At 59.8% G+C, this 16,249-nt stretch carries 8 protein-coding genes and 1 tRNA gene; 7 read left to right on the top strand and 2 right to left on the bottom strand.

The window, feature by feature from the left end; genetic code table 11:
* Positions 1 to 11: 11 nt before the first annotated feature.
* The 3 genes from NMA58_RS01935 (at position 12) to NMA58_RS01945 (ending at position 9,465) form a co-directional block, all read left to right on the top strand.
* Positions 12 to 88 (top strand) — tRNA-His (locus NMA58_RS01935).
* 759 nt (positions 89 to 847) lie between these two features.
* On the top strand, positions 848 to 8,779 hold the full coding sequence (locus NMA58_RS01940; RefSeq protein ID WP_434712098.1) for a M10 family metallopeptidase C-terminal domain-containing protein: 7,932 nt from the start codon (positions 848 to 850) through the stop codon (positions 8,777 to 8,779).
* Positions 8,780 to 9,027: 248 nt separating this feature from the next.
* On the top strand, positions 9,028 to 9,465 hold the full coding sequence (locus NMA58_RS01945; protein ID WP_434712099.1) for a DUF4174 domain-containing protein: 438 nt from the start codon (positions 9,028 to 9,030) through the stop codon (positions 9,463 to 9,465).
* Between the two features lie 201 nt (positions 9,466 to 9,666).
* Here the strand turns inward: NMA58_RS01945 and NMA58_RS01950 are convergent, their stop codons facing one another.
* Positions 9,667 to 10,548: a LysR family transcriptional regulator gene (locus NMA58_RS01950; protein ID WP_285195948.1), complete on the bottom strand. Its 882-nt coding sequence runs from the start codon at positions 10,546 to 10,548 to the stop codon at positions 9,667 to 9,669.
* Entirely contained in the window at positions 10,548 to 10,859 is a 312-nt protein-coding gene (locus tag NMA58_RS01955) for a putative quinol monooxygenase (protein WP_221128563.1), read from the bottom strand. Before NMA58_RS01955 ends, NMA58_RS01950 begins: the two co-directional genes overlap by 1 nt.
* Before the next feature lie 164 nt (positions 10,860 to 11,023).
* Here NMA58_RS01955 and NMA58_RS01960 point away from each other — a divergent pair, with 164 nt between their 5' ends.
* From NMA58_RS01960 to NMA58_RS01975, 4 genes are all read left to right on the top strand, one after another.
* Entirely contained in the window at positions 11,024 to 12,520 is a 1,497-nt protein-coding gene (locus tag NMA58_RS01960; RefSeq protein WP_020920434.1) for a CoA-acylating methylmalonate-semialdehyde dehydrogenase, read from the top strand.
* Between the two features lie 218 nt (positions 12,521 to 12,738).
* Positions 12,739 to 13,221 (top strand): iron-responsive transcriptional regulator RirA, encoded by a 483-nt coding sequence (gene rirA, locus NMA58_RS01965; protein WP_085777035.1) that lies wholly within the window; start codon positions 12,739 to 12,741, stop codon positions 13,219 to 13,221.
* A 332-nt stretch (positions 13,222 to 13,553) separates the two neighbouring features.
* Entirely contained in the window at positions 13,554 to 15,149 is a 1,596-nt protein-coding gene (locus NMA58_RS01970) for an ABC transporter substrate-binding protein (protein WP_434712100.1), read from the top strand.
* An 86-nt stretch (positions 15,150 to 15,235) separates the two neighbouring features.
* Positions 15,236 to 16,240, top strand: a complete 1,005-nt coding sequence (locus tag NMA58_RS01975; RefSeq protein WP_097598967.1) for an ABC transporter permease subunit — start codon at positions 15,236 to 15,238, stop codon at positions 16,238 to 16,240.
* Positions 16,241 to 16,249: the final 9 nt, after the last annotated feature.

The following is a 16,249-nucleotide window of genomic DNA, read 5'->3' on the forward strand; positions in this document are numbered from 1 at the left end:
ACGTGATTTATGCGGTTGTAGCTCAGTTGGTTAGAGCGCAGGTTTGTGGCACCTGAGGTCAGTGGTTCGACCCCACTCAACCGTACCATTTCTCCAAGTCAGCAAATTCCTTTAGAGAATGTTGTTTCGACCGAAATCGGCGGCACCGACGTCTAAATAGTATCTGCAAAGATCCTGGTCCAATGTTGTCGTTTCCTGCCAAAGCGCGGGCTTTCACGCGTGGAATGGCAGACGAGGCGCGCCTCCTGATCGGCTAGCAACATCCCAAAGGATATTGAACGGTGTCCTAAAGAGGACTTCCGCTTCCGACGGCGAAGTTGCTGCCTATTTGCCACATCAACTCGAAAGATTCAGGAAGCACAACTCGTCCGTATGGTGCCATACCTCTGGGTGAGCTACATGTGTGGCAGGCAGGAGCAGCGAGCTCCGCAATTGCGACAATTCGCCACTCGATCTGGAACGGTCAACTCACGCAAGCAAATTTGCAGATGCGAACCGCGAGGCCGGTCCGCGGCAAGAAACAACGTTCGGGGGCGCCTAAACAATTCGGACCTCGTTTTCCCATAACCGTGGGACTTACTAAATTTCAGCAGATGACCGTAACCTCAACTTAAGTGCCGTCATGCCAGCAATTGCGAAGGTTCGGACGGGCAAGGCGCAGGATCTTGGAAATATGTCTTCTAGCGCGGTTAAAGGTTGCGGAGGAAGCGCTTCATAAGCGCTAGTCACCAATATGAAAAACCTTCTCGGACAGAAATAAAGCTTTTAGTTGAATTTCCTCGTCAAATGGAGCAGAGGGAAATCGGCATTAGGCGCGGCCGAAATGGAATAGGCAAACGGGGATTTTATGACGAGCCTCATTACTTTTATTAAGTACGTCGACACGACTGGGGATCAGAGAGTTGACGGGCTTATCAGCGGCGTTGCCTGGGACGGCACGATAACCTATGCGTTTCCCACCCTTTCGACATCGTATTCCTATGATGGCGAGAAAGATTTCGACTTCTCGTCTATTTCTTCGCAACAGCAGTCTGCAGCCTTGTTTCTTATGGAGCAATCCTACGGAAACGCGGCAAATGACGGCTTTTCGGTTGAGGGATTTACGAACGCGAACTTTGAGGCGGGAAGCGCCGATACCGCAACCGTGCGCTTCGCTCAGTCGTCCCTGCCTCCGACGGCATGGACCTATTATCCGGGTAATCGCAGCTACAGCGGCGATGTCTGGTTCGGAACCGAATATGCCGGCACAGAAGATGACCTTCGCTTTCCGGGGTTCGGCAACTATGCGGGCCACACCGTGGCGCATGAGTTGGGTCACGCTCTCGGTTTGAAGCATGCTCATGAACCGGATGACGCCAATACGACAGTTGTTCCGAGTGCGTATGACTCGGTCGAATACACGATCATGACCTACCGCACATATGTCGGAGACAGTTTGAGTGGGTACAAGTATGAGCATGATGGTGCGCCGCAAACCTTCATGATGCTCGACATCGCCGCCCTGCAGGAAATGTATGGTGCGGACTACACCACGAACAGTGGCGACACCGTCTACAAGTGGAATCCCGACGAAGGCATCACCTATGTCAACGGAGTGGCGGCCATCACGCCCGATGCCAACCGGATCTTCGCGACAATCTGGGACGGTGGCGGTATCGATACCTATGATTTGAGTGCTTATACCACCGCCCTCAAGATCGACCTGCGAGCAGGGGGATACTCGGTCTTTTCCCAGGACCAGTTGGCCGATCTGTGGGGCGGGCCGAACAACGGCTACGCCCGTGGCAACATTTTCAACGCGCTTCTGTTTCAGGGCAACGTTGCGTCCTTGATCGAGAACGTTCAGGCCGGCTCCGGCAACGACAACATCACAGGCAATGAAGCGAACAATACGCTTTGGGGCAATGCCGGGAATGATTCGCTTTATGGCGGCGCCGGCGCTGACACATTGATTGGCGGAGTTGGTTCCGATTGGATGGTGGGCGGGGCGGGCAACGATCTCTATGCCGTCGACGATAACTTCGATTTTGTGATCGAGAGTACGAACCAGGGGACGGACACCGTTCAGACGGCGCTTTCAACCTATACGCTCCGCGACAATGTCGAGATCTTGACCTATACAGGGTCCGCCAGCTTCACCGGCACCGGCAATGCGCTCGCCAACACGATCACCGGCGGCGCCTTCAACGACACGCTGAATGGCGGGGCTGGTGCGGACACCTTGATCGGTGGTGCGGGCGACGACACCTACATCGTCGACAATGTTGGCGATAGCGTCACCGAAGCCGCCAACGAGGGGATCGACACTGTTCGCGCGACATCGGCAAGCTATACGCTTGCCGCCAATCTCGAGAACCTCACCTATATCGGCACGGCAGCCTTTGCCGGGACGGGCAATGACCTTGCCAATACGATCAGGGGCGGGGCAGGTGCCGACACCTTGGACGGGAAGGGCGGTGCGGACAGCTTGATCGGCGGTGCGGGCAACGACACCTATATTGTCGATATCCTTGCCGACGTGATCACCGAAGGGCTGAATGAAGGAGCAGATCTGATCAAGACGACGCTTTCTTCCTATGCTTTGACCATCAATGCCAATGTCGAAAACCTGGCCTTCATCGGCACCGGCGATTTTACCGGGACTGGAACCAGCATCGCCAATACGATCACCGGCGGCGCTGGCAACGATCTTCTGGACGGCGGCGCCGGCAATGACACGCTGAATGGCGGCGCCGGCAACGACATCTATATGGTCGACAGTGCGGGCGACGTGATCAACGAGGCGGTCAGTGCCGGCACCGACGAAATCCGCACGGCGCTTGCAGCCTACTCGATCGCCGCCTTGGTCAATGTCGAGAACCTCACCTACACCGGCTCCGCCAGCTTCACCGGCACCGGCAATGCGCTCGCCAACACGATCACCGGCGGCGCCTTCAACGACACGCTGAATGGCGGGGGCGGTGCCGATACCCTGATCGGCGGTGATGGTGACGACACCTACATCGTCGACCATGCCGGCGACATCGTCACCGAAGCCGCCGACGAGGGAACCGACGCGGTTCGCACGACATTGGCAAGCTATACGCTTGGCAGCGATGTCGAGAACCTCAGCTATCTCGGCACGGTAGCCTTTGCCGGAACGGGCAATGATCTCGACAACACCATTGTGGGCGGGGCAGGTGCCGATACCCTGGACGGGAAGGCCGGTGCGGACAGCTTGATCGGCGGTGCCGGCAACGACACCTATCTTGTCGATGACGTTGGCGACGTGGTCACCGAAGGACTGAATGCAGGCACCGATCTGATCAAGACGGTGCTTTCAACCTATACGCTCGGCACCAATGTCGAGAACCTGCAATATACGGGATCCGGCAGCTTCACCGGCACCGGCAATGCGCTGGCCAACACGATCACCGGCGGCGCCGGCAACGACACGCTTGACGGCGGCATCGGCAATGACACGCTGGCAGGCGGCGCCGGCACCGACACATTGATCGGCGGGGCCGGTTCCGACACGATGTCGGGCGGGATGGGCGACGACATCTATGTGGTCGATAGCGCGACCGACCTGGTGATCGAGAATGTGAATGAAGGGACGGACACGGTCCAGACGGCGCTTGCCGGCTATACGCTTGGCAACAATGTCGAGAACCTGCTATATACGGGCTCCGCCAGCTTCACCGGCACCGGCAATGCGCTCGCCAACACGATCACCGGCGGCGCCTTCAACGACACGCTGAATGGCGGGGGCGGTGCCGATACCCTGATCGGCGGTGATGGTGACGACACCTACATCGTCGACCATGCCGGCGACATCGTCACCGAAGCTGCCGACGAGGGAACCGACACGGTTCGCACGACGCTGGCGAACTACACGCTTGGCAGCGATGTCGAGAACCTCACCTACATCAACACGGTAGCCTTTGTCGGAACAGGCAATGATCTCGACAACGTGATCACGGGTGGCGCTGCCGCCGATACGCTTTCCGGCGGCGTCGGCAACGATACGCTGAATGGCGGGGCTGGCGCCGACACGCTGATCGGCGGGACCGGCAACGACACCTACATCGTCGACAATGCTTTCGACGTCGTCACCGAGAACGCCAATGAGGGGACCGACACGGTTCGCACGACCCTGAGTGCCCACACATTGGCGGCGAATGTCGAGAACCTCACCTACATCGGAACGGCAGCCTTTACCGGGGCAGGGAACCTGCTCGACAACATCATCACAGGTGGTGTCGCCGCCGACAAGCTTATGGGGGCTGCGGGCAACGACACACTGATCGGTGGGGCTGGTTCCGACACGATGCTGGGTGGGATTGGCGACGACATCTATGTGGTCGATATCGCGACCGACGTGGTGATCGAGAATGTCAATGAAGGGACGGATACGGTCCGGACGGCGCTTGCCGGCTATACGCTAGGTAACAATGTCGAGAACCTGATCTACACCGGCTCCGCCAGCTTCACCGGCACCGGCAACGCGCTCGCCAACACGATCACCGGCGGCGCCGGCAATGACACGCTGAATGGCGGGCTAGGTGCGGACACCTTGATCGGCGGTGCGGGCAATGACACCTACATCGTCGACGATGCCGGCGACATCGTCACCGAAGCCGCCGACGCCGGGACCGACACGGTTCGCACGACGCTGGCGAGCTATACGCTTGCCGCCAACGCCGAGAACCTGAGCTTTGCCGGTACAGGAACTTTCGCCGGTACCGGTAACAATCTCGACAACATGATCACGGGTGGCGCTGTCGCCGATACGCTTTCCGGCGACGCCGGCAATGACACGCTGAATGGCGGGGCCGGTGCGGACAGCTTAATCGGCGGTGAGGGTGACGACACCTATATCGTCGACAATGCCGGCGACATCGTCACCGAAGCCGCCGACGAGGGAACCGACGCGGTTCGCACGACATTGGCAAGCTATACGCTTGGCAGCGATGTCGAGAACCTCAGCTATCTCGGCACGGTAGCCTTTGCCGGAACGGGCAATGATCTCGACAACACCATTGTGGGCGGGGCAGGTGCCGATACCCTGGACGGGAAGGCCGGTGCGGACAGCTTGATCGGCGGTGCCGGCAACGACACCTATCTTGTCGATGACGTTGGCGACGTGGTCACCGAAGGACTGAATGCAGGCACCGATCTGATCAAGACGGTGCTTTCAACCTATACGCTCGGCACCAATGTCGAGAACCTGCAATATACGGGATCCGGCAGCTTCACCGGCACCGGCAATGCGCTGGCCAACACGATCACCGGCGGCGCCGGCAACGACACGCTTGACGGCGGCATCGGCAATGACACGCTGGCAGGCGGCGCCGGCACCGACACATTGATCGGCGGGGCCGGTTCCGACACGATGTCGGGCGGGATGGGCGACGACATCTATGTGGTCGATAGCGCGACCGACCTGGTGATCGAGAATGTGAATGAAGGGACGGACACGGTCCAGACGGCGCTTGCCGGCTATACGCTTGGCAACAATGTCGAGAACCTGCTATATACGGGCTCCGCCAGCTTCACCGGCACCGGCAATGCGCTCGCCAACACGATCACCGGCGGCGCCTTCAACGACACGCTGAATGGCGGGGGCGGTGCCGATACCCTGATCGGCGGTGATGGTGACGACACCTACATCGTCGACCATGCCGGCGACATCGTCACCGAAGCTGCCGACGAGGGAACCGACACGGTTCGCACGACGCTGGCGAACTACACGCTTGGCAGCGATGTCGAGAACCTCACCTACATCAACACGGTAGCCTTTGTCGGAACAGGCAATGATCTCGACAACGTGATCACGGGTGGCGCTGCCGCCGATACGCTTTCCGGCGGCGTCGGCAACGATACGCTGAATGGCGGGGCTGGCGCCGACACGCTGATCGGCGGGACCGGCAACGACACCTACATCGTCGACAATGCTTTCGACGTCGTCACCGAGAACGCCAATGAGGGGACCGACACGGTTCGCACGACCCTGAGTGCCCACACATTGGCGGCGAATGTCGAGAACCTCACCTACATCGGAACGGCAGCCTTTACCGGGGCAGGGAACCTGCTCGACAACATCATCACAGGTGGTGTCGCCGCCGACAAGCTTATGGGGGCTGCGGGCAACGACACACTGATCGGTGGGGCTGGTTCCGACACGATGCTGGGTGGGATTGGCGACGACATCTATGTGGTCGATATCGCGACCGACGTGGTGATCGAGAATGTCAATGAAGGGACGGATACGGTCCGGACGGCGCTTGCCGGCTATACGCTAGGTAACAATGTCGAGAACCTGATCTACACCGGCTCCGCCAGCTTCACCGGCACCGGCAACGCGCTCGCCAACACGATCACCGGCGGCGCCGGCAATGACACGCTGAATGGCGGGCTAGGTGCGGACACCTTGATCGGCGGTGCGGGCAATGACACCTACATCGTCGACGATGCCGGCGACATCGTCACCGAAGCCGCCGACGCCGGGACCGACACGGTTCGCACGACGCTGGCGAGCTATACGCTTGCCGCCAACGCCGAGAACCTGAGCTTTGCCGGTACAGGAACTTTCGCCGGTACCGGTAACAATCTCGACAACATGATCACGGGTGGCGCTGTCGCCGATACGCTTTCCGGCGACGCCGGCAATGACACGCTGAATGGCGGGGCCGGTGCGGACAGCTTAATCGGCGGTGAGGGTGACGACACCTATATCGTCGACAATGCCGGCGACATCGTCACCGAAGCCGCCGACGAGGGAACCGACGCGGTTCGCACGACATTGGCAAGCTATACGCTTGGCAGCGATGTCGAGAACCTCAGCTATCTCGGCACGGTAGCCTTTGCCGGAACGGGCAATGATCTCGACAACACCATTGTGGGCGGGGCAGGTGCCGATACCCTGGACGGGAAGGCCGGTGCGGACAGCTTGATCGGCGGTGCCGGCAACGACACCTATCTTGTCGATGACGTTGGCGACGTGGTCACCGAAGGACTGAATGCAGGCACCGATCTGATCAAGACGGTGCTTTCAACCTATACGCTCGGCACCAATGTCGAGAACCTGCAATATACGGGATCCGGCAGCTTCACCGGCACCGGCAATGCGCTGGCCAACACGATCACCGGCGGCGCCGGCAACGACACGCTTGACGGCGGCATCGGCAATGACACGCTGGCAGGCGGCGCCGGCACCGACACATTGATCGGCGGGGCCGGTTCCGACACGATGTCGGGCGGGATGGGCGACGACATCTATGTGGTCGATAGCGCGACCGACCTGGTGATCGAGAATGTGAATGAAGGGACGGACACGGTCCAGACGGCGCTTGCCGGCTATACGCTTGGCAACAATGTCGAGAACCTGCTATATACGGGCTCCGCCAGCTTCACCGGCACCGGCAATGCGCTCGCCAACACGATCACCGGCGGCGCCTTCAACGACACGCTGAATGGCGGGGGCGGTGCCGATACCCTGATCGGCGGTGATGGTGACGACACCTACATCGTCGACCATGCCGGCGACATCGTCACCGAAGCTGCCGACGAGGGAACCGACACGGTTCGCACGACGCTGGCGAACTACACGCTTGGCAGCGATGTCGAGAACCTCACCTACATCAACACGGTAGCCTTTGTCGGAACAGGCAATGATCTCGACAACGTGATCACGGGTGGCGCTGCCGCCGATACGCTTTCCGGCGGCGTCGGCAACGATACGCTGAATGGCGGGGCTGGCGCCGACACGCTGATCGGCGGGACCGGCAACGACACCTACATCGTCGACAATGCTTTCGACGTCGTCACCGAGAACGCCAATGAGGGGACCGACACGGTTCGCACGACCCTGAGTGCCCACACATTGGCGGCGAATGTCGAGAACCTCACCTACATCGGAACGGCAGCCTTTACCGGGGCAGGGAACCTGCTCGACAACATCATCACAGGTGGTGTCGCCGCCGACAAGCTTATGGGGGCTGCGGGCAACGACACACTGATCGGTGGGGCTGGTTCCGACACGATGCTGGGTGGGATTGGCGACGACATCTATGTGGTCGATATCGCGACCGACGTGGTGATCGAGAATGTCAATGAAGGGACGGATACGGTCCGGACGGCGCTTGCCGGCTATACGCTAGGTAACAATGTCGAGAACCTGATCTACACCGGCTCCGCCAGCTTCACCGGCACCGGCAACGCGCTCGCCAACACGATCACCGGCGGCGCCGGCAATGACACGCTGAATGGCGGGCTAGGTGCGGACACCTTGATCGGCGGTGCGGGCAATGACACCTACATCGTCGACGATGCCGGCGACATCGTCACCGAAGCCGCCGACGCCGGGACCGACACGGTTCGCACGACGCTGGCGAGCTATACGCTTGCCGCCAATGTCGAGAACCTGAGCTTTATCGGAACTGGGACGTTTGTCGTCGGAACAGGGAACGCGCTGGACAACATTATCGTCGGCGGCAGTGGTACTAATTCGCTAACGGGTGGCGCCGGCAACGATACCCTCACTGGTGGAGCGGCAGCCGACGTCTTCATTTATTCGTCGAACTGGGGCCACGATACGATCACAAACTTCGTGACAACCGGCTCCGCAAGTGACCTGATCTCGATCGATGACAGCATTTTCGCCGACTGGGACTCGCTTTTTGCAGCAACTGAGCAGTCCGGGAATGATACGATTATTAGAGCCGATGCCGATAACACCATAACGCTAACGAATGTTGCTCTATCAAGCCTGCATTCGGGGGACTTCTTCTTTGCGTAATCTCTGCTCGTAACTCGCGGCGGGGGAGGCACTAACGGTAACGGCGTGAGTCAATTCCGGCGGAATTGACGGACGTCGTTGCGGGCGTAGCTCTTTCGATCAAGGGTAGGCACGGCAGCGAGGTTAGAGCAGGTCGCGCAAAAGTGCAGCGTGCAATCTCCAGGTGCGGGCACGAAAATCAGGATCCTGTCGATTAGATGGAACCCGTGCCATCTCGGACCGTTCTCCAAGGTGACGGGAGAATACGCATGTCGAAAACCCTGCTCTACGGCGCGACCAAGATCGACGAGACGAACGGCGCCTATTCGCCGATCGAAAGCCTGGCCGCTTTCCAGTGGAAGAATCGTGTGTTCATTCTTTTCGCCGACAGGGACAATGCCCGCGCGGCGCGCCAGGAAAACCAGCTGCTGGCCGACCGCAGCGCGCTCGATGAGCGCGACATGGTGGTGCTGAAGGTCTCGGGCGGCAAGGTGCGGGCGCTTTTCGGCGCTGCCGATGGCCTCGACGGCGAAATGATCCGCCGCGATCTCGATGCGCCGGAGACGGGTGAATTCGCCGCCTTCCTTGTCGGCAAGGACGGAACCGTCAAACTCAAGGTCAGCGAGCCGATCATCAGTGGCGAGCTCTTCGCCATTATCGACAGCATGCCGATGCGCGCTGCCGAGACGCTGAAGTCGGACAAATAGTCCCGACGAACATCGCAAACATAAAAGGGAGGCGGTCATGTCCGTGCCCAACGAACCCATTCCCGATCAGCCGCCAATGCCGGCACCCGGCTGGAAGCCGGTGCCGCCGATCACCGAGCCGGAGCCGGACCGACTTCCCGATGAAGCGCCAGTCCCGAATCCCGATGAAAACGACGAGCCGGCCAAGCACGTTGCGGGGACTTATAGGAAAATGTGGCGCTCGGCGCCGACGAGTTCCTGCAGGAAGTCGACGACGCTGCGGACGCGCACCAGGTCGCGCGCCGTTTCGTGATAGGTCGTCCAATAGGCGCGCCGGATCGAAATGTCAGGCAGGATGCGCTGCAGTTCCGGATATTGCCGCGCGATATAATCATGCAGGATGCCGATGCCGGCGCCTGATCGCACCGCCTCCGTTTGGCCGATCGCCGTCGAAATTTCGAAGCCGGCGTCCCAGCTGCGCATTACCTCGCCGGAGAAATTCAGCGAGGCGGTGAAGATCAAATCCTCGACATAGCCGATGCGCGGATGCGCCTTCAGTGCCTCCACATCGCCGGGTCTTCCGTTTGAGCCGAGGTAGTCGCGTGAGGCATAGAGGCCGAGTGTATAGTCCGTCAGCTTGGAGGAGACGAGCCGGCCCTGTTCGGGACGTTCCAGCGTGATGGCGATATCGGCCTCACGCTGCGACAGCGAGAAGGAGCGCGGCACCGGCACAAGCTGGATCTTCAGGGCTGGGTGGCGCTCGATCAGCCTGCCCATGCGCGGTGCCAGAAAGGAGACGCCGAAACCATCGGGCGCGCCGACGCGCACCGTCCCGGCGATTGCCGTATCGGTGTGGCCGAGATTGGCCTGCGCCGCGAGCATTTCGGTTTCCATTCGCTCGGCGGCATTAAGGAAGATGCCGCCTTCGGCCGTCAGCTCGCAGCCATTCGTGCGGCGCACGAAGAGCCGCGTCTTCAGCGCGTCTTCGAGCGACGTCAGCCGGCGCGAAAGCGTGGCGTGGTTGAGCCCCAGGCGCTTCGAAGCGGCAAGGATCTGTCCGGTTCGGGCGACGGCCAGGAAAATGCGAACGTCATCCCAGTTCATCACTTGGCCCGCATTGCAATCGGATCGACGTCGATAAGCGTCAGCGACGTCACCATGCCGGCCGTCTCCTTTTTGTATTTGAGGAAATGCGGTGTCCGCAGATGGGCCTCATAGGCCTTTTGGTCGGCGTAAACTTCGAGAATGCGAACGCGGTTTGGAACCTGGCGCATGGAAACGGCGCTGAGCGAAAGGACACCCTCTTCCAGCGCGACCGAAGCCTCTATTTCCTCCGCAAGCAACGTCCGATAGTCGTCGAGCCTCTCGGCGGCGATCTCCAGCTCCGCCATTCGCACGACAGGATTTTGGCTCATCGGTCGACCTTTCTGAGTTTGACTTGTCCGCAGGACGCGCCAAGTTCGGAAGCAGCAGCGCCTGCCTCGGAACTATAAAATGCGCACAACAGTTGCTTATGTCAACGCGTTGATTTGTGCAAATTGAAGTGCGATCATAGGCCATCCAAACAGGAGGAACATCCATGCGTGAGATTGGACATTTCATCGGCGGCAAGCAGGTCGCCGGCACCAGCGGCCGCGTCAGCAACGTCTACAATCCGGCGACCGGCGAAGTGCAGGCGACCGTCGCCCTCGCCAGCGTCGAGGAGCTTCGCGCCGCCGTCGAGAACGCCAAGGCCGCGCAGCCGAAATGGGCTGCCACCAACCCGCAGCGCCGCGCTCGCGTCTTCTTCAAATTCGTCGAGCTCCTGAACAAGCATATGGACGAACTTGCCGAATTGATTTCGAAAGAACACGGCAAGACGATCGAGGATGCCAAGGGCGACGTCGTTCGTGGCCTCGAAGTCTGCGAATTCGTATGCGGCATCCCGCATCTCGCCAAGGGCGAATTCACCGAGGGCGCGGGTCCGGCGATCGACATGTATTCGATCCGCCAGCCGGTCGGCATCGGCGCCGGCATCACGCCTTTCAACTTCCCCGGCATGATCCCGATGTGGATGTTTGCGCCGGCGATCGCCTGCGGCAATGCCTTCATCCTGAAGCCCTCCGAGCGCGATCCCTCCCTGCCGATCCGTCTTGCCGAACTGATGATCGAAGCCGGTCTGCCGGCCGGCATCCTCAACGTCGTCAACGGCGACAAGGGTGCCGTCGACGCGATCCTCACCGATCCCGATATCGGCGCCGTTTCCTTCGTCGGCTCCACGCCGATCGCCCGCTACGTCTACGGCACGGCAGCCATGAACGGCAAGCGTGCCCAGTGCTTCGGCGGCGCCAAGAACCACATGATCATCATGCCGGATGCCGATATGGATCAGGCCGTCAACGCGCTGATGGGCGCAGGCTACGGTTCGGCCGGCGAGCGCTGCATGGCGATCTCGGTTGCCGTTCCAGTCGGCGAAGAAACCGCCAACCGCCTCGTCGAGAAGCTGACGCCGAAGATCGAATCTCTGCGCATCGGCCCCTATACCGACGACAAGGCCGACATGGGGCCGCTCGTCACCAAGGAAGCCTATAACCGCGTTCGCGGCCTCATCGACCGTGGCGTCGAGGAAGGCGCCAAGCTCGTGGTCGATGGCCGCGACTTCAAGCTCCAGGGCTATGAAGACGGTTATTTCGTCGGCGGCTGCCTGTTCGATCACGTCACGCCTGAGATGGACATCTACAAGACCGAGATCTTCGGGCCTGTTCTTTCCGTCGTTCGCGCGCAAAACTATGAGGAAGCGCTGTCGCTGCCGATGAAGCACGAATATGGCAACGGCGTTGCGATCTACACCCGCGACGGCGACGCCGCCCGCGATTTTGCCTCGCGCATCAATATCGGCATGATCGGCATCAACGTTCCGATCCCGGTTCCGCTCGCCTACCACTCCTTCGGCGGCTGGAAGGCCTCGAGCTTCGGCGACCTCAACCAGCACGGCACGGATTCGATCAAGTTCTGGACGAAGACCAAGACGGTCACCGCGCGCTGGCCCTCCGGCATTAAGAGCGGCGCCGAATTCGTCATGCCGACCATGAAGTGATCTGCGCGACAGATCGATCTGCAATGCGGGGGCCTTTCGGCCCCCGTTTCATTTGAGCGTTGGCAGGCAATTCCGGCTTATAACCAGACGATCGCGAAGCAGGATTGACGTCGCGGCAAATGGCCTCATAAGCTGAATGCGAATTTCATATTTTGGAATTGTTCAAAACTGCCAAACCGCCTATATACGTCTGAACAGGCACGAGTCAGGAGATCGGCATGCGGTTGACGAAGCAGACCAACTATGCGGTTCGCATGTTGATGTATTGTGCTGCCAACGAAGGGCAGCTGAGCCGGATTCCGGAAATTGCCAAGGCCTACGGGGTTTCCGAACTCTTTCTTTTCAAGATCCTGCAGCCGCTGAACAAGGCGGGTCTGGTCGAAACCGTGCGGGGCCGTAACGGCGGCGTGCGTTTGGGCAAGCCGGCGCCCGAGATCACGCTCTTCGATGTCGTGCGGGTCACGGAAGATAGTTTCGCCATGGCCGAATGCTTCGAAGACGACGGCATGGTCGAATGCCCGCTGGTCGACAGCTGTGGCTTGAACTCGGCGCTTCGCAAGGCGTTGAACGCCTTCTTCGGCGTGCTTTCGGAATATTCGATCGACGACCTCGTCAAAGCCCGTCCTCAGATCAATTTCCTCCTGGGAATTACCGGCGAGCAGCACTACCGCAAGCCGGCGGCCGTTGCCCCCGCCGCCTGATTTCAGAAACAGGTCTGACTTATGAAACCGCGGTTGCCCCGGCGATCGCGGTTTTTGTTTGCGCCGTCCGCTTGCGCATAAGGGTGCTGAAATGTCCAACATGCGCTGCTGAGAGGGCGCAATTATCCAAAATGCGACGAAATCCCGGACATTTTTGTCCGAATATTTCCGAATAAGGCTGATTTTTGACCAAAAATTTCTAAAATTGTCCAGCTGGAAAAATTTTCTCCGTAGGCCGTTGCTTTCAGTAGATAAATGTCGTTCCATCGACCGTCGATCGGGATGCCTACGGGTCTCCAGACATCAAAAAAGAACAACCGGGAAACAATATTATGAAAAAGATCTCTGTCATGCTGGCAGCGACGGCCCTGATTTCGGTCATGGCGACGTCCGCCTGGTCCAAGACCCTTGTTTATTGCTCCGAGGGTTCGCCGGAAGGCTTCGACCCGAGCCTCTATACGGCAGGCACGACCTTCGACGCGTCCTCGCGCACCGTCTACAGCCGCCTCGTCGAATTCAAGCATGGCGGCACCGAGATCGAACCCGGTTTGGCCGACAGCTGGAGCGTTTCGGACGACGGCAAGGAATACACTTTCAAACTTCATCCCGGCGTCAAGTTCCAGACCACCGACTTCTTCACCCCGACGCGTGATTTCAACGCTGACGACGTCGTGTTCTCCTTCGAGCGCCAGCTGAAGTCCGACAATCCGTGGAACAAGTATGTCGAGGGCGGTTCTTACGAATACGCCGCCGGCATGGGCTTCCCGGAACTGATCAAGTCGGTCGAGAAGGTCGATGACCTTACGGTAAAGTTCACGCTCAACCATCCCGAAGCGCCGTTCCTGGCCGACCTCGCCATGGACTTCGCTTCCATCATGTCCAAGGAATATGCCGACAAGCTTGCCGCCGACGGCAAGATGGCGCAGCTGAACCAGCAGCCGCTCGGCACCGGCCCCTACACCTTCGTCGCCTATCAGCCGGATGCCGTCATCCGCTACAAAGCGAACGAAACCTATTTCAAGGGCAAGGAAAAGATCGACGATCTGGTTTTCGCCATCACTTCTGACGCTGCCGTGCGCGCTCAGAAGCTGAAGGCCGGCGAATGCCACCTGATCCCTTATCCGAATGCCGCCGATGTTCCCGAACTGAAGAAGGATGAAAATCTGACCGTCCTGGAGCAGCCCGGCCTCAACGTCAGCTACCTTGCCTACAACACGCAGATGGCGCCCTTCGACAAGCCGGAAGTTCGCCGCGCACTGAATTCGGCGATCAACAAGCAGGCGATCGTCGACGCGGTCTTCCAGGGTGCGGCCACCGTTGCCAAGAACCCGATCCCGCCGACCATGTGGTCTTATAACGACGCCGTTCAGGACGAGAAGTACGATCCGGACGCAGCCAAGAAGGCTCTGGCCGATGCCGGCGTCAAGGATCTCAGCATGAAGGTCTGGGCGATGCCGGTATCGCGCCCCTACATGCTGAATGCCCGCCGCGCTGCCGAACTGATCCAGGCCGACTTCGCCAGGATCGGCGTCAAGGTCGAGATCGTCACGCATGAATGGGCCGAGTACCTGAAGCTCTCTTCCGACGTGAAGCGCGATGGCGCCGTCATTCTCGGCTGGACCGGCGACAATGGCGACCCCGACAACTTCATGGATACGCTGCTCGGCTGCGATGCCGTCGGCGGCAACAACCGCGCTCAGTGGTGCAACAAGGAATACGACGACCTCATGACCAAGGCGAAGCTGACCGCCGATGTCGGCGAGCGCACCAAGGCCTATGAGCAGGCGCAGCTGATCTTCAAGAAGGAAGCCCCCTGGGCAACCCTCGACCATTCGCTCGTCTTCGTTCCGATGAGCAAGAAGGTCTCGGGCTTCAAGATGGACCCGCTCGGCATTCACCGTTTCGACGGCGTCGACGTATCCGAATAACAAGAATAATGTAAGAATGCCCGGCATAGCTGGGCGCAGCCGGCGGTCAGGACCTCCTGACCGCCGGAAACTATTGGACATCTGCCATGTTGCGTTTTTTTATCGGCCGCCTTGCGGTGCTGATCCCGACATTTCTCGGCGTTTCCCTGATTGCCTTCTCGTTCATCCGCCTGCTGCCCGGAGATCCCGTCATGCTGCTCTCGGGCGAACGCGTGATGGCGCCGGAGCGGCACGCCCAGATCATGCACGATCTCGGTTTCGACCGGCCCATGTATATGCAGTATTTCGACTATCTCGGAAAAGTGCTGCAGGGCGATCTCGGCACCTCGATCGTCACCAAGCGGCCCGTTCTCGGCGAATTCCTGACATTGTTTCCGGCAACGCTGGAACTGTCCTTCTGCGCCATCATCCTTGCGGTCTGTCTTGGCGTGCCCGCCGGCGTCTTTGCGGCCGTCAAGCGAGGCACGTGGTTCGATCAGAGCGTGATGGGTGTCGCCCTCGTCGGTTATTCCATGCCGATTTTCTGGTGGGGTCTGCTGCTCATCATCTTCTTCTCCGGCTATCTCGGCTGGACCCCGGTATCGGGCCGCATTTCGCTGATGTATTTCTTCAAGCCGGTGACCGGCTTCATGCTGATCGACAGCCTGCTGTCAGGTCAGAAAGGGGCCTTTGCTTCGGCCGTCAGCTATCTCATTCTGCCGACTATCGTGCTGGCGACCATCCCGCTCGCCGTCATCGCCCGCCAGACGCGCTCGGCCATGCTCGAGGTTCTCGGCGAGGACTATGTCCGCACCGCACGCTCGAAAGGTTTGAAGCCGCTGCGCGTCGTCGGCGTGCATGCACTGCGCAATGCAATGATCCCCGTCATCACCACGATTGGCCTGCAGATCGGTGTCCTTCTTGCAGGCGCCATTCTCACCGAGACGATCTTCTCCTGGCCGGGCATCGGCAAATGGATGGTCGATTCGGTGTTCAAGCGTGATTACGCGGTGGTCCAGGGCGGCCTTCTCCTGATCGCCGGCGTCATCATGCTGGTCAATCTGGTTGTTGACGTCCTCTACGGCTTCATCAATCCGCGCATTCGTCACTAGGAGCGGTCC

Source organism: Rhizobium sp. YTUHZ045 (assembly GCF_051124255.1).
Lineage (GTDB): Bacteria > Pseudomonadota > Alphaproteobacteria > Rhizobiales > Rhizobiaceae > Rhizobium.